This window comes from Streptomyces puniciscabiei, assembly GCF_006715785.1.
GTDB lineage: Bacteria > Actinomycetota > Actinomycetes > Streptomycetales > Streptomycetaceae > Streptomyces > Streptomyces puniciscabiei.
Genome location: NZ_VFNX01000001.1, coordinates 1230626 through 1249100, shown reverse-complemented (window position 1 = coordinate 1249100; position 18475 = coordinate 1230626). Strand labels below are relative to the sequence as shown.

Genomic DNA, 18475 nt, shown 5'->3' with positions numbered 1-18475 from the left:
AGCCGGCACGGGTCCGCCTACCCATGCGCATGAGTACGCCTACCCATGCCTACAGCCAGCTCGCGAACTCCAGCAGCAGTTCCGCGTCCTTCTCACGGCCGACGCGCCGTGCCCGCACCCCCGACTCCACCGCCCGGAACAGCGTCCAGCCCCGCAGCCGCTCCTGGTCCACTTCCAGCGACTCCGCGAGCCGTTTGATCCGGCGGCGGGTCGTCGCCGGGCCGGACGGAGCGGCGATCAGGTCCTCCACCCGGTCCCGCACCAACCGCGCCAGATCGAACGCGCACTCACCTACCACCGGGTCGGGGCCCACCGCGAGCCACGGCATGCGCTCACCGGCCAGCACCTTGCTCTGCCGGAACGTACCGTGCAGCAACCGGTGTTCGGGCGGGGCCGCCAGCAGTCGCTCGCGGACCGCGAGTGCCGCGTCGACCAGCGGCGCCACCTCGGGCTCGGCCTCCGCGCCCGCCCGCATCGCCGCCGCCTGGCGCCCCGTGCGCTCGGCGACGGTCTCGAAGACATGGCCGGCCGGCGGCTCGACCCACAGCCGCCGCAGCGTGCCCGCCGCCTCCAGCAGCGCCTTCGCCTCCGGCAGCGACCGCACCGACACATCCGGGTGCAGCCGCTCCAGCAGCAGCACACCGTCCTCCGCGTCGGCTTCCAGCAGCTGTACGGCGCCCAGCCCGCCCCAGTGCGCCAGCGCCGCCCGCTCGCTCTCCGGACGGGCCCGGGGCGGGGCCAGCTTCAGTACGGCCGGGGTGCCGTCGGCCCGCCGCACCAGCACCACCAGGCTGCTGCGCCCGCCCGGCACCTGAACCCGCTCCACGGTCAACTCGCGCCTGACAACGGCCCGTTCGGCGGCCGCGGGCAGCTGAGCGAGCCAGTCGTCCCCGGCCGGTGCCGTCTCACCGAGCGCCCGAACCAGGCGCGGCGGCGGTTCGAAAGCCATGCGCGAGTCGTTCCCTTCCAGTCCGGGTCCTGTCGTACGGGTGCCTACGCGGTCACGGGGACACCGGGGCAGTGGCCGACGGCGCCGTTCCGGCCGCACCGGTTCCGTCATCGGAGGACCGCTCGGCGAGCCCAGGGAAGGCTACGCTCTCCCCGCTCCAGCGCACCGCGCGCACCGCGGCCTCCCGCAGCGCGGCGGCGGCCGCCCCGCGCCGCGCGCCCGCCGCGGCCCGCACCAGGTCCGCGTAGACACCCGCCACCCGCTCCTCCAGCCGGGCGGCGAGCCGCACGGCGGTGGCCGGGTCGTGCACCGGGAACGGCAGCGCGTACGCCGCGTTCGCCGCGACCGGCTGCCCCCCCAGGTCGCGGATCTCGCGGATCAGCGCGTCCCGGCGCGCCCGGTGGGCGTCGTACGCCGCCCGCGCCTCGGTCCGGCGCGCCGCGCCGATCCGGCCGCCGACGACACCGTAGCCGTACACCGCCGCGTGCTCCGCCGCCAGCGCCGCCTGCAGTGCGGTCAGCTCGGCCTGCTTCGTCCCGTCGCTCACTTCGCCCCCTCCGCCAGCAGGTAAGCGTGCGTGGCCCCCGCCGCGGCCACCGACGCCAGCAGCCGCGCCAGCTCGCCCGGAACCTCCAGCAGGGCCTTGGCGCGCCGGTCGGCGAGGGCGCGTTCGGCGGCGGCCAGGCCGGCGAGGGCGTCCTTCTCGGTGGCCGGGACGGTCGCACGGGCGGAGGGGGAGGCCGAGGACTTCGCGGGCGTGGGCGTCGTACCCTCCGTGAACGCCCGGACATGGGCCGCCACCTGCGCGCGCAGCGGGCCCAGACGCGTCGCCAGGCCGGGGTGCGCGGCGAGTACGGCGTCGTACCGCTCCAACAGCCCCTGGCTGTCCCGGGCCGCACGCGCGCGTGCCCGTTCCGCCGCCGACGAGGCGCCGCTGCCACCGGAGTCCGGATCGGCCGTGCAGCCCGGCAGCAGGGCGGCCCCGGCGGCCGAGGCGAGCAGGGATCTTCTGCGCGGCCCCGAGGGGGTGCGCGGCGGCGGGGGGTACGGCACGGCTGACGTCCTCGGGGGCTCGTACGAACACACAGGCGGGAGGGCGGCCCGCAGTGATCACGTTACCCGCGCATCCGTCCGCCTCCTGTCACCGGCTCAGTGGACCGACCGCCGCCGGAGGCAACACGCAAACACCCCTCGCGACCGGATACCCTTTGACCAGACACGCGACCCATCCCACAACAGCACACGCGGCCGAGGAGTCACCCGGATGAGCACCACCCAGAGCGAGAGGCTGCGAGAGCTGCTGGAACCGCTCGTCACCTCCCAGGGGCTGGATCTCGAAGAGATCGCCGTGGACTCCGTCGGACGGAAGCGTGTGCTGCGCGTGGTCGTCGACTCCGACACCGGGGCGGATCTGGATGCCATCGCCGATGTGAGCCGTGCGCTCTCGGCGAAGCTCGACGAGACCAACGCGATGGGCGACGCGGCGTACGACCTGGAGGTCGGAACCCCCGGCGCGGAGCGCCTCCTCACCGAGCACCGGCACTTCGTGCGCGCCACCGACCGGCTCGTGAAGTTCCAGCTGACCGAGGGCGGCGAGCTGGTCGCCAGGATCCTGGACGTCGACGACGAGGGCCTCGACCTCGAGGTGCCCGGGGTGAAGGGCCGCAAGGCCACCACCCGCAGGCTCGGCTTCCCGGAGATCGCCAGGGCGCGCGTGCAGGTCGAGTTCAACCGCAAGGACGACAAGGTCAAGAAGGACATGAAGGAAGAGGAGGAGGCGTAGCCGTGGACATCGACATGAGCGCCCTGCGGGGCTTGGTCAGGGAGAAGGAGATCTCCTTCGACCTGCTGGTCGAGGCGATCGAGTCGGCCCTCCTCATCGCCTACCACCGCACCGAGGGAAGCCGCCGACACGCGCGCGTGGAGCTCAACCGGGAGACCGGGCATGTGACCGTGTGGGCGAAGGAGGATCCCGAGGACCTGGAGGAGGGGCAGGAGGCGCGCGAGTTCGACGACACCCCGTCGGGCTTCGGGCGCATCGCCGCCACCACCGCCAAGCAGGTCATCCTGCAGCGGCTGCGCGACGCGGAGGACGACGCGACGCTCGGCGAGTACGCCGGCCGCGAGGGCGACATCGTCACCGGCGTGGTCCAGCAGGGCCGCGACCCGAAGAACGTGCTGGTCGACATCGGCAGGCTCGAGGCCATCCTGCCGGTGCAGGAGCAGGTGCCGGGCGAGACCTACCCGCACGGCATGCGCCTTCGGTCGTACGTCGTCCGGGTGGCCAAGGGCGTGCGCGGACCGTCGGTCACCCTCTCCCGTACGCACCCCAACCTGGTGAAGAAGCTCTTCGCCCTGGAGGTGCCGGAGATCGCCGACGGCTCGGTGGAGATCGCCGCGATCGCCCGTGAGGCCGGTCACCGCACCAAGATCGCCGTACGGTCCACCCGTTCGGGCCTGAACGCCAAGGGTGCCTGCATCGGTCCCATGGGCGGCCGGGTGCGCAATGTGATGGGCGAGCTGAACGGCGAGAAGATCGACATCGTGGACTGGTCGGACGACCCGGCCGAGATGGTGGCGAACGCCCTGTCACCCGCTCGGGTGAGCAAGGTGGAGGTCGTGGACCTGGCCGCCCGCTCCGCCCGGGTGACCGTGCCGGACTACCAGCTGTCGCTCGCGATCGGCAAGGAGGGGCAGAACGCCCGCCTCGCCGCCCGCCTCACCGGCTGGCGTATCGACATCCGGCCCGACACCGAACAGGCGGCCGAGTAACAATCCGGCAACGCCCGGTGACGTCGAGTGACCGGGCGGCCCCGGGAATAGATCCAAGCCGCAGGTCGCTTGGTTTACGACAACAGCCGTTCGATCTTTGCCCCAAAGGGGTGAGGTCGGTGCGGGGAGGTAGACTTAACTGTGTCTGGCCGGACGCACGCCGGAGCATGCCCTGAACGCACCTGTGTGGGGTGCCGGAAGCGGGCGGCCAAGGACGATCTACTGCGGATCGTGAAGATCGAGGACGCATGCGCCCCCGATCCTCGCGGTACGCTGCCCGGCCGGGGTGCCTATGTACACCCCGCCCTGGTCTGTCTCGACCAGGCGGTACGCCGCCGGGCGTTCCCGCGGGCACTGCGCGCCCCGGGACCGCTCGACACAAAGGCGTTGCGCCGATACGTCGAGCAGACAACAGTTGCCGAGCAGGCAACACCGTAAGACGTGCCGTACGGATACCCCGTGCGGCCTGGTACCTCGCGAGTCGAAAGCAGGTCGAGATTGCGATGAGCACTCGATGAGTACGCGATGAGTACGCCCATGAACTAGCGACGGTCCGGCTTCACCCGGACCTCAAAGGAGCGAAGTGGCTAAGGTCCGGGTCTACGAACTCGCCAAGGAGTTCGGCGTTGAGAGCAAGGTCGTCATGGCCAAGCTCCAGGAGCTCGGTGAATTCGTCCGTTCGGCGTCTTCGACCATCGAAGCGCCCGTAGTACGCAAGCTGACCGACGCCTTCCAGGGCGGTGGCAACGGCAAGTCCGCCGGTAAGCCCGCCCCGCGCAAGGCTGCCCCCAGGCCCGCCGCGCCCTCTCCGGCGCAGGCGGCCCGTCCTGCTGCCCCGGCCCCGAGGCCGGCAGCCCCCAAGCCCCCGACGGCCCCGGCACCCGCTGCGCAGCAGCCCGCCGCACCGTCGGCCCCCTCGGCGCCCGCGTCGGCCCCGGGCCCGCGTCCGGTGCCGGGTCCGAAGCCCGCGCCGCGTCCGGCTCCGGCCGCCCCGGAGTTCACCGCTCCGCCGGCCGCCCAGGCCCCGCAGGCTCCGGCCGCGCAGGGACCGCGTCCCGGCGCCCGTCCGGGTGCCCCGAAGCCCGGCGGTGCCCGTCCGGGTGGTCCCGGTCAGGGCCAGGCCCGTCCGGGCCAGGGTGGTCCGCGTGCCGGTGGCCAGGCCCCGCGTCCGGGTGGCCGTCCGGCCGGTCCGCGTCCGGGTAACAACCCCTTCACCTCCGGTGGTTCCACCGGCATGGCCCGTCCGCAGGCCCCGCGCCCGCAGGGCGGCCCGCGTCCGGGTGGCCCCGGTGCCCCCGGCGCCGGTCCCCGTCCGCAGGGCCCCGGCCAGCAGGGCGGCGGTCCGCGTCCGCAGGCTCCGGGCGGTGCCCGTCCGTCGCCCGCCGGCATGCCCCGCCCGCAGGGCGGTCCGCGTCCCGGCCCGTCCGGTCCGCGCCCGAACCCCGGCATGATGCCGCAGCGTCCCGCTGCCGGCCCGCGTCCCGGCCCCGGTGGCGGCGGTCGCGGCCCGGCCGGTGCCGGTCGTCCCGGCGGCGGCGGTCGTCCGGGTGGCGGCGGCTTCGCCGGCCGTCCCGGTGGCGGCGGCGGCGCCCGTCCGGGCGGTGGCGGCGGTTTCGCCGGTCGTCCCGGTGGCGGTGGCGGCTTCGGCGGCGGTCCCGGTGGTGGCGGCGGTGGCCGTCCCGGCTTCGGTGGCCGTCCCGGCGGTCCCGGTGGCCGCGGTGGCACGCAGGGCGCCTTCGGCCGTCCCGGCGGTCCGGCGCGTCGTGGCCGCAAGTCGAAGCGGCAGAGGCGCCAGGAGTACGAGGCCATGCAGGCCCCGAGCGTCGGCGGCGTGATGCTGCCGCGCGGCAACGGCGAGACCATCCGTCTCTCCCGCGGCGCGTCGCTCACCGACTTCGCGGAGAAGATCAACGCCAACCCGGCGTCCCTCGTCGCGGTCATGATGAACCTCGGCGAGATGGTCACCGCGACGCAGTCCGTCTCCGACGAGACCCTGCAGCTCCTCGCCGACGAGATGAACTACGCGGTTCAGATCGTCAGCCCGGAGGAGGAGGACCGCGAGCTGCTCGAGTCCTTCGACATCGAGTTCGGCGAGGACGAGGGCGACGAGGAGGACCTGGTGGTCCGTCCGCCGGTCGTCACCGTCATGGGTCACGTCGACCACGGTAAGACCCGCCTGCTCGACGCCATCCGCAAGACGAACGTCATCGCGGGCGAGGCCGGCGGCATCACCCAGCACATCGGTGCCTACCAGGTCGCGACCGAGGTCAACGACGAAGAGCGCAAGATCACCTTCATCGACACCCCGGGTCACGAGGCGTTCACCGCCATGCGTGCCCGTGGTGCGAAGTCGACCGACATCGCGATCCTGGTCGTCGCGGCCAACGACGGCGTCATGCCGCAGACCGTCGAGGCGCTCAACCACGCCAAGGCGGCCGACGTGCCGATCGTCGTCGCGGTCAACAAGATCGACGTCGAGGGTGCCGACCCGACCAAGGTGCGCGGTCAGCTGACCGAGTACGGCCTGGTGGCCGAGGAGTACGGCGGCGACACCATGTTCGTCGACATCTCCGCCAAGCAGGGTCTGCACATCGACTCGCTGCTGGAGGCCGTGATCCTCACGGCCGACGCCTCGCTCGACCTGCGGGCCAACCCGAACCAGGACGCGCAGGGCATCTCGATCGAGTCCCGCCTCGACCGCGGCCGTGGTGCCGTGGCGACGGTCCTCGTCCAGCGAGGCACGCTGCGGGTCGGCGACACGATGGTGGTCGGCGACGCGTACGGCCGCGTCCGGGCGATGCTCGACGACAACGGCAACAACGTGGCCGAGGCCGGCCCGTCGACGCCGGTCCAGGTCCTGGGCCTGACCAACGTCCCGGGTGCGGGCGACAACTTCCTGGTGGTGGACGAGGACCGTACGGCCCGTCAGATCGCCGAGAAGCGTGCCGCCCGTGAGCGCAACGCGGCCTTCGCCAAGCGCACGCGCCGCGTGTCCCTGGAGGACCTGGACAAGGTGCTCAAGGCCGGCGAGGTCCAGCAGCTGAACCTGATCATCAAGGGTGACGCTTCTGGCTCCGTCGAGGCCCTGGAGTCCTCCCTGCTCCAGCTGGACGTCGGCGAAGAGGTCGACATCCGCGTCCTGCACCGCGGCGTCGGTGCGGTCACGGAGTCCGACATCGACCTGGCGATGGGCTCCGACGCCATCGTGATCGGCTTCAACGTCCGTGCGGCCGGCCGCGCGGCGCAGATGGCCGAGCGCGAGGGCGTGGACGTCCGGTACTACTCGGTCATCTACCAGGCGATCGAGGAGATCGAGGCGGCCCTCAAGGGCATGCTCAAGCCGGAGTTCGAGGAGGTCGAGCTCGGTACGGCGGAGATCCGCGAGGTCTTCAAGTCGTCCAAGCTGGGCAACATCGCCGGTGTCCTCATCCGGTCCGGCGAGGTGCGCCGCAACACCAAGGCCCGCCTCATCCGCGACGGCAAGGTGGTCGCGGAGAACCTCACCATCGAGGGCCTGCGTCGCTTCAAGGACGACGTCACCGAGATCCGCGAAGGCTACGAGGGCGGTATCAACCTCGGCAACTTCAACGACATCAAGGTCGACGACGTCATCGCGACGTACGAGATGCGGGAGAAGCCGCGGGCGTAATCGCCGACGGTTTGCTGCTGGCCGGCGGGACTGCGGTCCTGCCGGCCAGCTTGCCGTTGCGGGCGCTGTCGCGGGGGCCACGGAAACCCCGTCGAGCGACCGCGCAGGTTCGCGTAACCTTTTGGTGTCCCCGGCCCACACGGGCCCGGGGCCATCGATCCCGTACCGGCGGGTGAACCGGCTACATACATGTACGTGGGGACTCTGTCCTTCGACCTCCTCCTCGGCGACGTCCACTCGCTGAAGGAGAAGCGCTCCGTCGTCCGCCCGATCGTCGCCGAACTCCAGCGGAAGTACGCGGTGAGCGCGGCAGAGGTGGACCACATGGACCTCCACCGGCGAGCGGTCATCGGCCTCGCCATGGTCTCCGGCGACGCGGCGCACCTCACCGACGTACTGGACCGGTGCGAACGGCTGGTCGCCGGCCGCCCCGAGGTCGAGCTGCTGTCCGTGCGACGGCGCTTCCACGGCGAAGACGACTGACGACCAGCCCCCACACCAGAGCAAGCAGAAGAAAGAACGGGAGACGGACCAGTGGCCGACAACGCGCGGGCGAAAAGGCTGGCGGACCTCATCCGGGAGGTGGTGGCCCAGAAGCTGCAGCGCGGGATCAAGGACCCGCGGCTCGGCTCGCACGTCACCATCACGGACACCCGGGTCACGGGCGACCTGCGGGAGGCGACCGTCTTCTACACGGTCTACGGCGACGACGAGGAGCGGAAGGCCGCGGCCGCGGGCCTGGAGAGCGCCAAGGGCATCCTGCGCTCCGAGGTCGGCCGCGCCGCCGGTGTGAAGTTCACGCCGACCCTGACCTTCGTCGCGGACGCCCTCCCGGACACCGCCCGGACCATCGAGGACCTCCTCGACAAGGCGCGGCAGTCCGACGCGAAGGTCCGCGAGACGGCCACCGGCGCCTCGTACGCCGGCGGCGCGGACCCCTACCGCAAGCCGGCGGACGACGACACGACCGACACGGACGGCGACGCCGCGGAATGACCCAGAAGCACACCACGCCCGACGGCCTCGTCATCGTCGACAAGCCGTCGGGCTTCACTTCGCACGACGTGGTCGCCAAGATGCGCGGCATCGCCAGGACCCGCCGGGTCGGCCACGCGGGCACCCTCGACCCGATGGCGACCGGCGTCCTGGTCCTCGGTGTCGAGCGCGCCACCAAGCTCCTCGGGCACCTCGCCCTCACCGAGAAGGAGTACCTGGGCACCATCCGCCTGGGCCAGAACACGGTCACCGACGACGCCGAGGGTGAGGTCACCTCGTCCACCGACGCCGCCAAGGTGACCCGGGACGCCATCGACGCCGGCATCGCCAAGCTGACCGGCGACATCATGCAGGTGCCGTCCAAGGTCAGCGCCATCAAGATCGACGGCGTACGGTCGTACAAGCGGGCCCGCGAGGGCGAGGACTTCGAGATCCCCGCCCGGCCGGTGACCGTCTCCTCCTTCACGGTGTACGACGTCCGGGACGCCGTGACCGACGACGGCACCCAGGTCCTCGACCTGATCGTCTCGGTCGCCTGCTCCTCCGGCACCTACATCCGTGCCCTCGCCCGTGACCTGGGCGCCGACCTCGGCGTCGGCGGCCACCTCACCGCGCTGCGCCGGACGCGCGTCGGACCGTACAGGATCGATGCGGCGAAGACGCTGGACCAGCTCCAGCAGGAGCTGACCGTGATGCCGATCGCGGACGCCGCCGCGGCCGCGTTCCCGTGCTGGCAGGTGGACGCCCGGCGCGCCCGGCTGCTGCTGAACGGCGTCCGGCTGGAGATGCCCGACGAGTACGCGGGCGCCGGTCCCGTCGCCGTCTTCGACGCCGAGGGCCGCTTCCTCGCGCTCGTCGAACAGCACAAGGGCAAGGCCAAGAGCCTGGCCGTCTTCGGCTGAGGCGCCCGAGACACCTGCCGTGGGCATTGTCCGTGGAGCGGCGGCCGGCCACGGGGTGGGCTCCTGCCGCCGCTCCACGGTCCCCCCTCGGTTCCCCCACCCCTAGGGTTATCCAGCGGCACCCGCCTATTCACCCGACCGGGCAGGCGCTCGGAGTGAACCGGGGGAGCGGAAGGGGGCGCGTTCGCCACACGATCTGTCCCGTCGATCACCGCAGGCCTACCGTCGTCGCACAGGGCACGCGGGCAAGGGCGGGGAGGTACGGCCATGGCGGGACGGGGCCCGTGCACCGGAAGAGGCGCCACCACCTACACCACGGGTACCAGTAAGACCATGGGTGCCGGCATCGACGTCGGCCCCTCGAATCCCACAGCCGCCCCCCGCACCGACCCCGCCCTCGTCCAGATCCGCGACCTCGCCGGCCGCCCCCGAGGCGTCGGCTTCCTCGCCGATCACCAGGGCACCCTGCTCACCAGCCATGAGACGGTCGACGGCCTGCCCCGGCTGGTGCTGCACGTCGCCGGCACCGACCGCACTTGTGTGGTCGCCGCCGACGCCGTCACCCCGCTGCCCGGGCGCGACCTGGCCCTGGTCCGCACCGAGGGCCTGGGCCTCGAACCGCTGCCGCTGTCCGTGCGGGAGCGGATCGACGCCGGGGCGTATGTACGGATCCCCGCGGGCTGCTGGCGCGAGGCCCGGATCCTGGCCGCCACCGAGGTGACGTACACCGCCACCGACCGCTTCCACCTCCTCCAGGACGTGCTGGAACTGGCGATCGGCACCGCGGGCCAGGACGCGCTGCGGCTGGGCGGCGGTGCGGCCGGGGGACCGGTGCTCGACGCGGAGACCGGCGCGGTGATCGGAGTGCTCGGCACCGCCCTGCACTCCGCGCAGCGGGACACGGGCTTCGCGGTGCCGCTGCGGCCCGCCGACGGCCCCCTCGGCACGCTGCTCGACCGCAACGCGGCCACCGTGCCCGCCTACGGCGCCGACCTCAACCTCGCGGGAATCCTGCAGCTGACCGCCACGTCGGTGGGCCAGGACGGCCCGCAGAGCTTCCTCGCCGGCGCCGTGGAACCGGTCGAACGCCACGCCGTCATGGGGGAGTTGACCGCCTTCACGGACGGCGACCGGGCCGTGCTCGGGCTCGTCGGCGCCCCCGGCAGCGGCCGTACGACGGCACTCGCGGCCCTCGCCGCCCGCCGGGCCCACGGCGAGCGGGCCGCCCCGACGCTGTGGCTGCGCGGCGCCGACCTGGAGGACGCCGACGACTCGGTGGCCGACGCGGCCCGCCGCACCCTGGAACGGGCCGCCAGGATCGTCGCCGCCGCCCGCGCCGTCCGCCCCGAATCCCTCGGCGACCTCACCCCCGAACACCTGGCCCACCTCGCCGCCCGGTCCGGCCGCCCGCTCCTGCTCGTCCTGGACGGCCCCGAGGAGATGCCCCCCGTCCTGGCCCACCGCCTTCCCGACTGGACCAGGGAGACTGCCGCCTGGCTGCGCAGGACGGGGGCACGCCTGGCGGTGGCCTGCCGGGAGGAGTACTGGGAGCGAGCGGGCGCGGAATTCCCCGCCGACCTGCTGCACACCCCGACACCCTCCGCGGCCGTCGCCCCTCCGCCGGCTCCGGTGTCTTCCCCCGGCCCTGCTCTTTCCGGGGCTCCGACGGAATCCACGGCGGCCGAGGCCTGGCCCGGCTCCAGGGTGCCGGGCACTTCCGCCGCTCGGCGGGCTTCGGCCGGTTGGTCGACCCAGGGCTCCGACCGTGGGTCTTCCACCGCACCGACACCCTCCGCGGCCGTCGCCCCTCCGCCGGCTCCGGTGTCTTCCCCCGGCCCTGCTCTTTCCGGGGCTCCGACGGAATCCACGGCGGCCGAGGCCTGGCCCGGCTCCAGGGTGCCGGGCACTTCCGCCGCTCGGCGGGCTTCGGCCGGTTGGTCGACCCAGGGCTCCGACCGTGGGTCTTCCACCGCACCGACACCCTCCGCGGCCGTCGCCCCTCCGCCGGCTCCGGTGTCTTCCCCCGGCCCTGCTCTTTCCGGGGCTCCGACGGGATCCACGGCGGCCGAGGCCTGGCCCGGCTCCAGGGTGCCGGGCACTTCCGCCGCTCGGCGGGCTTCGGCCGGTGGGCCGGCTCCGGCCGATCGCGGGCCTTCCGCCGCGTCGGCCGACCACGCGGCTCCGGCCGGTTCTGTGGCGTCGGGTGCGTCTACCGGTCCGGTGGCTTGGGGCGCGCCTTCCGGTGCTGGGGCTCCGGACGCTTCCGTGACTGCCGGTGCCCCTGCCGGTCCCGTGGCTTCCCCCGGCTCTGCGGGGCCGGGGACTCCCGAGGCTGCGGCCACGCCACCCACGTCGGCCGCGGACGCCGCCTCGGCCGGTGCCGTCGATCCCGCCGCTCAGGCAGTTCCCCCGATTCCCTCGGTCACGGCCCCCGCAGCCCCCGCCGAGCCGTGTACCGCCGCCGCCCCCGGCAGGCCGACGGCGCCGCTCCCTCCTTGCCTGCACCTGGCCGATCTGACCCCGGACGAGGCCCGCCTGGCGCGGATCCGGCTCGCGATTCCCGAGGGTGTTCTCACCGAGCGGGACGCGCGGCATCCGCTGACCCTCCGGCTGCTGGCCGAAGTCCGGGCCGCCGGCCCGGACGCGGAGATCGCGGGCCCGGTCGACCGGCACGAGGTGTTCGCCGCCCACCTGGACCTGATGTGCCTGCGGATCGCGGTCCGGCTCGCCGCCGAGAGCGGACTGCGCGGCACCGCCGTACGCCGGCTCGCCGCGCGCGTGGCCGGGCAGGTGCACGAGGCCGCCCGGCGGAGCCTCGGGCCCGGGCAGGGCGAGCTGGACCGGGCGTCGTTCGAGGCGGTGTTCCCCTGGGGGCCCGCCCCGGCCCGGCTCGGCGGCGGCACCGGCTGGGCGTCCGCCGTACTGACCGAGGGCCTGCTCGTCCCGGCCGGCCAGGGCTACCGCTTCGCGCACGAGGAGCTGGCCGACTGGATCCAGGGCATGCACCTCGACCTCGACGAGGCCCTGCGCGCCCTGGTCCACCGCCCCCGGGCCGACCGTGACACCGCCACCGTGCCGGTGCCCCACCACCGCGTCGGCCCCGTCGTCCAGGCCCTGCTGCTCCTCGCCCGGCAGCAGGGAGCCCGCCAACTCGCCGCCCGGCTGCGGGACTTGACCGACGCCCTGGAACGCGCCCCCGGATCCTGGTGGGCCGCCCGGCTGCTCGCCCAGACCCTGCTGCAGGTCCCGGACGCGACGCCGTACACGGAGGTGCTGCGACTGCTCGCCGACCGGATCGTCGCCTGGCGCCGCTCCCGGCGGCCCGTGCCGGGCGAGTTCGGTCCGGGCTTCTGGACCGACCTGCCGGTGTCCGACAGCGAGCGGCTCGATCTGCTGCGCCGGCTCGTGCTGGCCGACCAGGCGCCCCCGGAGACCGGTGAGCGTTACCTGGACGCCGTCGCCCGGCTGCTCGAGGCCGCACCCGCCGTCGTACAGCCACGGCTGACCTGCTGGTTCGACGACGAACGGCCCCTGCCCGCGACCCCGCACGCCACCGTCGCGACCGCCGCACAGGCGCTGCTGCACACCCACCGGCACGGCGCGCTGGACGACCTCACCGAGACCCTGGTGGCGAGCGTGCACCGGCGCGCCGACGAACTGCTCGCGACCCTCGCCGAGGACGAGCCGTCAGCCGTCTGCCGGGCCGTCGACCGCTGGGCGCACGACGAGCGCCCCGCCCGCCGGGCCGCCGCCGTGGCCCACGGACTGCGCGCGGCCCCGCACGTCCGCTCGGAGGCCGACCGCGAACTGCTGCGCTACGCCGCTCTCACCCTGCTGGCCCGCCCCGCCGACCGCGCCCTGCACGGCGCCGCCCTCGCCCTGCTGGTCCGCGACCCGCGCAGCCGCGACCGGCACCTCGCGGCGGCCCTCCGGCACTTCGCCGACGGCGATCCGCAGTTCCCGCCGGACGCCCTGGCCCCCGCCCTGACCACCCACCCCGAACCGGTCCTGGAGGCCTTCCGCGCCCGGCTGTGCGGCCCGCACGCGGAGGAGGCGCTGCGCACCCTCACCGAGGTCACCGCCCCGGCCCTCGCCCGCCGCGTCGCGCCCCTGCTCCAGGAGGCGGTACGGCTGCGCCCGCCGACCGCGGGGCACATCGCCACCCACGTCGACCGCCGCCTCACCCAGGGCCCCACCGCCCGCCCGGTCCTGCTGCCCCTGGTCACCGGCCTGCTCGACGGCGCCCCCGAACAGCTGCGCGCCGCCCTGGCCACCGTCCTCGCCGCCGCCGGCACCCCCGCCTGCCGTCCGCTGCGCCGGGAGCTCCTGGAGCTGCTGCTCGCCCGGGAACAGGAACCGTCCGTGCTGGACGCCGTCCTGCACGCGGCCGCCGAGCACGGCGACGGCGACGGCGGCGGCCACGGCGACGGTCGGGACGAGGAGGTGCGCGGCCTCGTCCACCGCGTCGGTCTGCTCCTCGTCCGCACGCCCGAGGGCGCCACCCGCTTCGACCGCGGCCTGGTCGACCTGGGCCGGCACGTGCCCGGCTTCGCCGTGCGGATGGCCGGCTGGCTGGCCGCCGCCCCGGACGACTGGGCCGCCGTCGTCGGCCCCAGCACCCGCCGCACGCTCGAGAACCTCGCCGGCGTCCGCGTACCGGCGTGAGCGGCCACAGGGCGTCGCAGGGAACGTGCGCCCGGTCACAGCCCCGATACCGATGCGGGCCCGGGGCACCCGGCATGGCACCCTTAGACCTGCGCAAGTCTTAGGCGTCGATTTGGACACGGGTTCGAGGAGCGGTCACAGTGCAGCGCTGGCGTGGCTTGGAGGACATCCCCCAGGACTGGGGGCGCAGCGTCGTCACCATCGGTTCCTACGACGGCGTCCACCGCGGCCACCAGCTGATCATCAAGCACACCGTCGACCGCGCCCGCGAGCTGGGCGTCCCGGCCGTCGTGGTCACCTTCGACCCGCACCCCAGCGAGGTCGTCCGCCCCGGCAGCCACCCGCCGCTGCTCGCGCCGCACCACCGCCGCGCCGAGCTGATGGCGGACCTGGGCGTGGACGCGGTCCTCATCCTTCCCTTCACCACCGAGTTCTCGAAGCTCTCGCCCGCCGACTTCGTGGTGAAGGTCCTGGTGGACAAGCTGCACGCGAAGGCGGTCGTGGAGGGCCCGAACTTCCGCTTCGGCCACAAGGCCGCCGGCAACGTGGAGTTCCTCGCCGAGCAGGGCAAGGTCTACGACTTCGAGGTCGAGGTCGTCGACCTGTACGTCACCGGCGCGGCGGGCGGCGGCCTCCCGTTCTCCTCGACCCTCACCCGGCGCCTGGTCGCCGAGGGCGACGTCGAGGGCGCCCGCGAGATCCTGGGCCGCCCGCACCGCGTGGAGGGCGTGGTCGTCCGCGGCGCCCAGCGCGGCCGCGAAATGGGCTTCCCGACGGCCAACGTCGAGACGCTCCCGCACACCGCCATCCCCGCCGACGGTGTGTACGCCGGCTATCTGCACGTCGAGGGCGAGGCCATGCCGGCCGCGATCTCCGTCGGCACGAACCCGCAGTTCGACGGCACCGAGCGCACGGTGGAGGCGTACGCCATCGACCGCGTCGGCCTCGACCTGTACGGCCTGCACGTCGCCGTCGACTTCCTCGCCTACGTGCGCGGGCAGGCGAAGTTCGACTCGCTGGAGGCCCTGCTGGAGCAGATGGCCGCGGACGTGAAGAAGTGCCGGGAGATCGTGGCGGCGGAGGGCTGAAACCTCCGGCGCCGCCATGACGCGAAAGGGCGGCCGGTGCGATGCGCACCGGCCGCCCTTCGCTCAACTCCTCCTGCCGCCCACTCCTACTGCTGCGGCGGGTAGCCGGGCTGCGGCTGCCCCTGCGGCGGCTGGGGGTAGCCGTAGGACTGACCGGGCTGCTGCTGGGCCTGCTGCTGTGGCTGACCCTGCTGCGGCGGCTGGCCCTGCTGCGGCGGCTGGCCCTGCTGCGGCGGGTAGGGCTGCTGCGGCGGGTAGGGCTGCTGACCCGGCGCGGCCTGCGGATAGGGCTGCTGACCCGGTGCCTGCGGGTACGGCGGCTGGCCCTGCTGGGGCGGGTAGGGCTGCGGCGGCCCGGTGTACAGCTCGGGGCCGGGTGCCTGCGGGTAGGGCTGGCCCGGCATCGGCTGGCCCGGCATCGGCGGGGCGGCCACCGGCGGCGGGTTGCCGTCGCTGGTCCACAGGCCGTGCGCCTGCTGGTGCCGGACGAAGTCCTCGGCGATCAGCGCGGCGAGGTTGAAGTACGCCTCGCGCGTCTTGGGCCGCATCATGTCGAGGTCGACCTCGGCACCGGCGGCCAGGTGCTCGTCGAAGGGCACGACCACGACCGCGCGGGTGCGCGTCTCGAAGTGCGCCACGATGTCCTCGACCTTGATCATCTTGCCGGTCTCGCGGACACCGGAGATCACGGTGAGCGAGCGGGAGACCAGGTCGGCGTATCCGTGCGCGCTCAGCCAGTCCAGCGTCGTACTGGCACTGCTGGCGCCGTCCACGGACGGCGTGGAGATGATGATCAGCTGGTCGGCGAGGTCGAGCACCCCGCGCATGGCGCTGTAGAGCAGACCGGTGCCCGAGTCGGTCAGGATGATCGGGTACTGGCGGCCGAGCACGTCGATCGCGCGCCGGTAGTCCTCGTCGTTGAACGTGGTCGAGACGGCCGGGTCCACGTCGTTGGCGATGATCTCCAGACCGGAGGGCGCCTGCGAGGTGAACCGCCGGATGTCCATGTACGAGTTCAGGTACGGGATCGCCTGGACGAGGTCACGGATGGTGGCCCCCGTCTCCCGGCGCACGCGCCGCCCGAGCGTACCGGCGTCCGGGTTGGCGTCGATGGCGAGGATCTTGTCCTGCCGCTCGGTGGCGAGGGTGGAGCCGAGCGCGGTGGTCGTCGTGGTCTTGCCCACGCCGCCCTTGAGGCTGATGACCGCGATCCGGTAGCAGGACAGCACCGGCGTGCGGATCAGCTCCAGCTTGCGCTGCCGCTCGGCCTCCTCCTTCTTGCCGCCGAGCTTGAACCGGCCGCCCGCCGCAGCGGGCCGCCCGCTCTTCGCCTTCTGCTTCTTGTTGTTCAGCAGCCGGTCCGAGGACAGCTCCACGGCGGCCGTGTAACCGAGCGGCGCGGCACCGGGGTTGGTCGGCTGCCGCTGGTCGTGCTGAACGGGCTGCGGCCACGCCGCACCGGACCGCGGATCCACCGGCGCCTGCGGGGCTTGTGGCGCCTGCGGGGCCTGCGGGGCGGAGGGCGCGCCGTCCGGTGCCTGCGGCGGCCGCGGGAAGCCGTAACCGCCGGGCTGGGGCTGGGGGTTGGGGGTGCCGGGCTGGGGGAAGCCGTAGCCACCGGCCGCGTTGGGGCCGTTGGGCGCCGGCGGCTGGGGCTGTGGCGCGGGCGGCTGCGGGAAGCCGTAACCGCCGGGCTGGGGCTGGGGGTTGGGGGTGCCGGGCTGGGGGAAGCCGTAGCCACCGGCCGCGTTGGGACCGTTGGGCTGCGGCTGCGGCTGCGGCTGCGGCTGCGGCTGCGGCTGTGCGAGGGGCGGCGGGAAGCCGTAACCGCCCGCCGCGGCGGGGGCCGCCGGGTGCGGCTGCGGTCCAGGACCCGCGGTCGGCTGCCCGGCCGCGTTCGGCTGACCGGGCTGACCCGGCTGACCGGGCTGGCCCGGCTGCGGTGCGGTGGGCGCGCCGGGCTGGTTCGCCGGGTTCGCCTGGTTCTGCTGGTTCCAGGCGGCGGGCGCGGGCTGCGGCGCCTGCGGCTGGAACGGCGGCTGCTGACCGGGCATCGGGCCGGGCTGCTGGGGCTGCTGCTGCGCGGGCCACTGGGCCGCCGGAGCGGGCGCCGCGGGCTGGTAGGAGGGCGGCAGCGGGGGCACCCCGCTCTGCGGCGCGGGCGGAGGTGTCCAGCCGGGCTGGGCGTCCTGGCCCGGAGCGGGCGGCACGGAGGCCTCGGGCGCGTCGGTCTGCGCGGTGCCGGTCGGGGCGGAGCCGTCCGGCTGGGCGCCGTCGGCGGGTACGCCGGGCTGAGGCACGCCGTCCTGCGGGGTGGCTTCGGTGGGGGCGCCGGCGGCGACGGCATCCTGCGCCACGGCGTCCGCGGCCCCGGAGGCGTCGGCCTCGGCGTCGCCGGACTGGGCGTTGTCGGTGGCCCCGTCCTGGGCACCGTCGGTGTACCCGGCCCCGGCACCGGCGTCGCCCTCGGCAGCGTCCTCGACCTGGGCCTTGCCCTCGCCTTCGTCCGCGTCCGCGTCCGTGCCCTCGTCCGAGTCGGCCACGGAGACAGCCGCGTCCGCACCGGGACCGGCGTCGTGCCCGGAGCCGGCCTCCGCGGGAACCACGTCCGCGGCCTTCGCGTCCGCCCGCTCCTCGGCGCCCTCGGCGGACCCCCCCGGAGTGGACGCGTCGCCCTCGGCGGAGGCGGCGCCCGTGGCCGTACCCTCCGTGCAGCCCTCGTCACCGGCGCCGCTCCGCAGCGCGGCCGCGCGCTCGGCGATCTCCGCCATCTCGCGTTTCAGGGCCACGGCGGAGAACCGCATGGTGGCCCCGCTCTCCAGGTCCCCGTTGCTCGTCTCCGGCTCGACCGCGGACGCCGGCACGTCCGGCTGCGCCTGCTGAACCGGCTGCGCCTGCTCGGCGGTCTGCGGCTGCTGCGCCTCGAAGCCCTCCGGCAAGCGCGGCATCGGAACGGGATTCCCGACGGGCGGCGCGGGCGGCATGGGTGCGGCGTAGGGGGCTCCCTGGTCCGGCACAGGCGGGGCGTAGTGGGCGCCGTGCGCCGGCGGGGGCGCCGGGGCCGGCGAAGGCGCGGCGGACGAGCCCTGCGCGTTCTGCGTGTACCAGGCGGGCGGCGCGTAGTCGATCGTGAACTCGCCCGTCATCTCGATGGCGGACTCCGCGTCGGTCTGGTCGTCGTCGGGTGTGTCCCAGCCCCCGCGGATCCCGTCCCGATCGCTGTTCACAGTTCCTCCTGGTGTGGTCGAACACCCTCATGCCGTGCTTGGGGGCGACCGTTCCTGTCGTACGATTCGCCGGGCTTCCCCCTTGGGTCAATGGACCCCTTTGTCGCGGAGCGCGCACCACCGGCTCGTGGGAACTCGCGACTGCCCGGTCCCAGCCTAATCACCAAAGCGACGCGACTGGCAGGCCCGGCTGCCCCTTCATGCCCGTCCGACGCGTCACACCGGGC

At 74.2% G+C, this 18475-nt stretch carries 13 protein-coding genes; 9 read left to right on the top strand and 4 right to left on the bottom strand.

All coding sequences use genetic code 11. The annotated features are described in order from the left end of the window. Positions 1-49: 49 nt before the first annotated feature. From FB563_RS05520 to FB563_RS05510, 3 genes are read right to left on the bottom strand one after another with little or no spacing between them, the layout of a single operon-like run. A complete protein-coding gene (locus FB563_RS05520) occupies positions 50-949 on the bottom strand; it encodes an aminoglycoside phosphotransferase family protein (RefSeq protein WP_055709267.1) in 900 nt (299 codons plus the stop codon). A 52-nt stretch (positions 950-1001) separates the two neighbouring features. After that, entirely contained in the window at positions 1002-1496 is a 495-nt protein-coding gene (locus FB563_RS05515; RefSeq protein ID WP_055709266.1) for a ferritin-like domain-containing protein, read from the bottom strand. Then, positions 1493-2002: a hypothetical protein gene (locus tag FB563_RS05510; RefSeq protein WP_055709265.1), complete on the bottom strand. Its 510-nt coding sequence runs from the start codon at positions 2000-2002 to the stop codon at positions 1493-1495. The genes FB563_RS05515 and FB563_RS05510 overlap by 4 nt, the downstream gene beginning before the upstream one ends. Before the next feature lie 211 nt (positions 2003-2213). On the opposite strand from FB563_RS05510, the gene rimP reads away from it, so the two are divergent. The 9 genes from rimP (at position 2214) to FB563_RS05460 (ending at position 15021) form a co-directional block, all read left to right on the top strand. Next, a complete protein-coding gene (gene rimP, locus FB563_RS05500; RefSeq protein ID WP_055709264.1) occupies positions 2214-2732 on the top strand; it encodes a ribosome maturation factor RimP in 519 nt (172 codons plus the stop codon). A 2-nt stretch (positions 2733-2734) separates the two neighbouring features. Next, positions 2735-3721: a transcription termination factor NusA gene (gene nusA, locus FB563_RS05495; protein WP_055709263.1), complete on the top strand. Its 987-nt coding sequence runs from the start codon at positions 2735-2737 to the stop codon at positions 3719-3721. 141 nt (positions 3722-3862) lie between these two features. Next, positions 3863-4159, top strand: coding sequence for a YlxR family protein (locus tag FB563_RS05490; RefSeq protein WP_079049035.1), 297 nt, complete (start codon positions 3863-3865; stop codon positions 4157-4159). Positions 4160-4304: 145 nt separating this feature from the next. After that, positions 4305-7370: a translation initiation factor IF-2 gene (infB, locus tag FB563_RS05485; protein ID WP_142218510.1), complete on the top strand. Its 3066-nt coding sequence runs from the start codon at positions 4305-4307 to the stop codon at positions 7368-7370. Between the two features lie 189 nt (positions 7371-7559). Then, entirely contained in the window at positions 7560-7853 is a 294-nt protein-coding gene (locus tag FB563_RS05480; RefSeq protein ID WP_030216812.1) for a DUF503 domain-containing protein, read from the top strand. A gap of 51 nt (positions 7854-7904) precedes the next feature. Continuing rightward, positions 7905-8366, top strand: a complete 462-nt coding sequence (rbfA, locus tag FB563_RS05475) for a 30S ribosome-binding factor RbfA (protein ID WP_055708475.1) — start codon at positions 7905-7907, stop codon at positions 8364-8366. Next, positions 8363-9268, top strand: a complete 906-nt coding sequence (gene truB / locus FB563_RS05470; RefSeq protein ID WP_055708474.1) for a tRNA pseudouridine(55) synthase TruB — start codon at positions 8363-8365, stop codon at positions 9266-9268. The genes rbfA and truB overlap by 4 nt, the downstream gene beginning before the upstream one ends. Before the next feature lie 333 nt (positions 9269-9601). Then, a complete protein-coding gene (locus FB563_RS05465; protein WP_244329007.1) occupies positions 9602-13933 on the top strand; it encodes a hypothetical protein in 4332 nt (1443 codons plus the stop codon). Between the two features lie 140 nt (positions 13934-14073). Next, a complete protein-coding gene (locus tag FB563_RS05460) occupies positions 14074-15021 on the top strand; it encodes a bifunctional riboflavin kinase/FAD synthetase (RefSeq protein WP_055710607.1) in 948 nt (315 codons plus the stop codon). Between the two features lie 86 nt (positions 15022-15107). Here FB563_RS05460 and FB563_RS05455 read toward each other — a convergent pair whose 3' ends face one another. Beyond that, positions 15108-18248: an SCO5717 family growth-regulating ATPase gene (locus FB563_RS05455; protein ID WP_244329006.1), complete on the bottom strand. Its 3141-nt coding sequence runs from the start codon at positions 18246-18248 to the stop codon at positions 15108-15110. Positions 18249-18475 lie beyond the last annotated feature (227 nt).

Coding starts and splice junctions, on each gene's coding strand:
- FB563_RS05520 (WP_055709267.1), bottom strand. CDS start 949: ATGGCTTTCGAACCGCCGCCGCGCCTGGTTCGGGCGCTCGGTGAGACG.
- rimP (WP_055709264.1), top strand. CDS start 2,214: ATGAGCACCACCCAGAGCGAGAGGCTGCGAGAGCTGCTGGAACCGCTC.
- FB563_RS05480 (WP_030216812.1), top strand. CDS start 7,560: ATGTACGTGGGGACTCTGTCCTTCGACCTCCTCCTCGGCGACGTCCAC.
- truB (WP_055708474.1), top strand. CDS start 8,363: ATGACCCAGAAGCACACCACGCCCGACGGCCTCGTCATCGTCGACAAG.
- FB563_RS05465 (WP_244329007.1), top strand. CDS start 9,602: ATGGGTGCCGGCATCGACGTCGGCCCCTCGAATCCCACAGCCGCCCCC.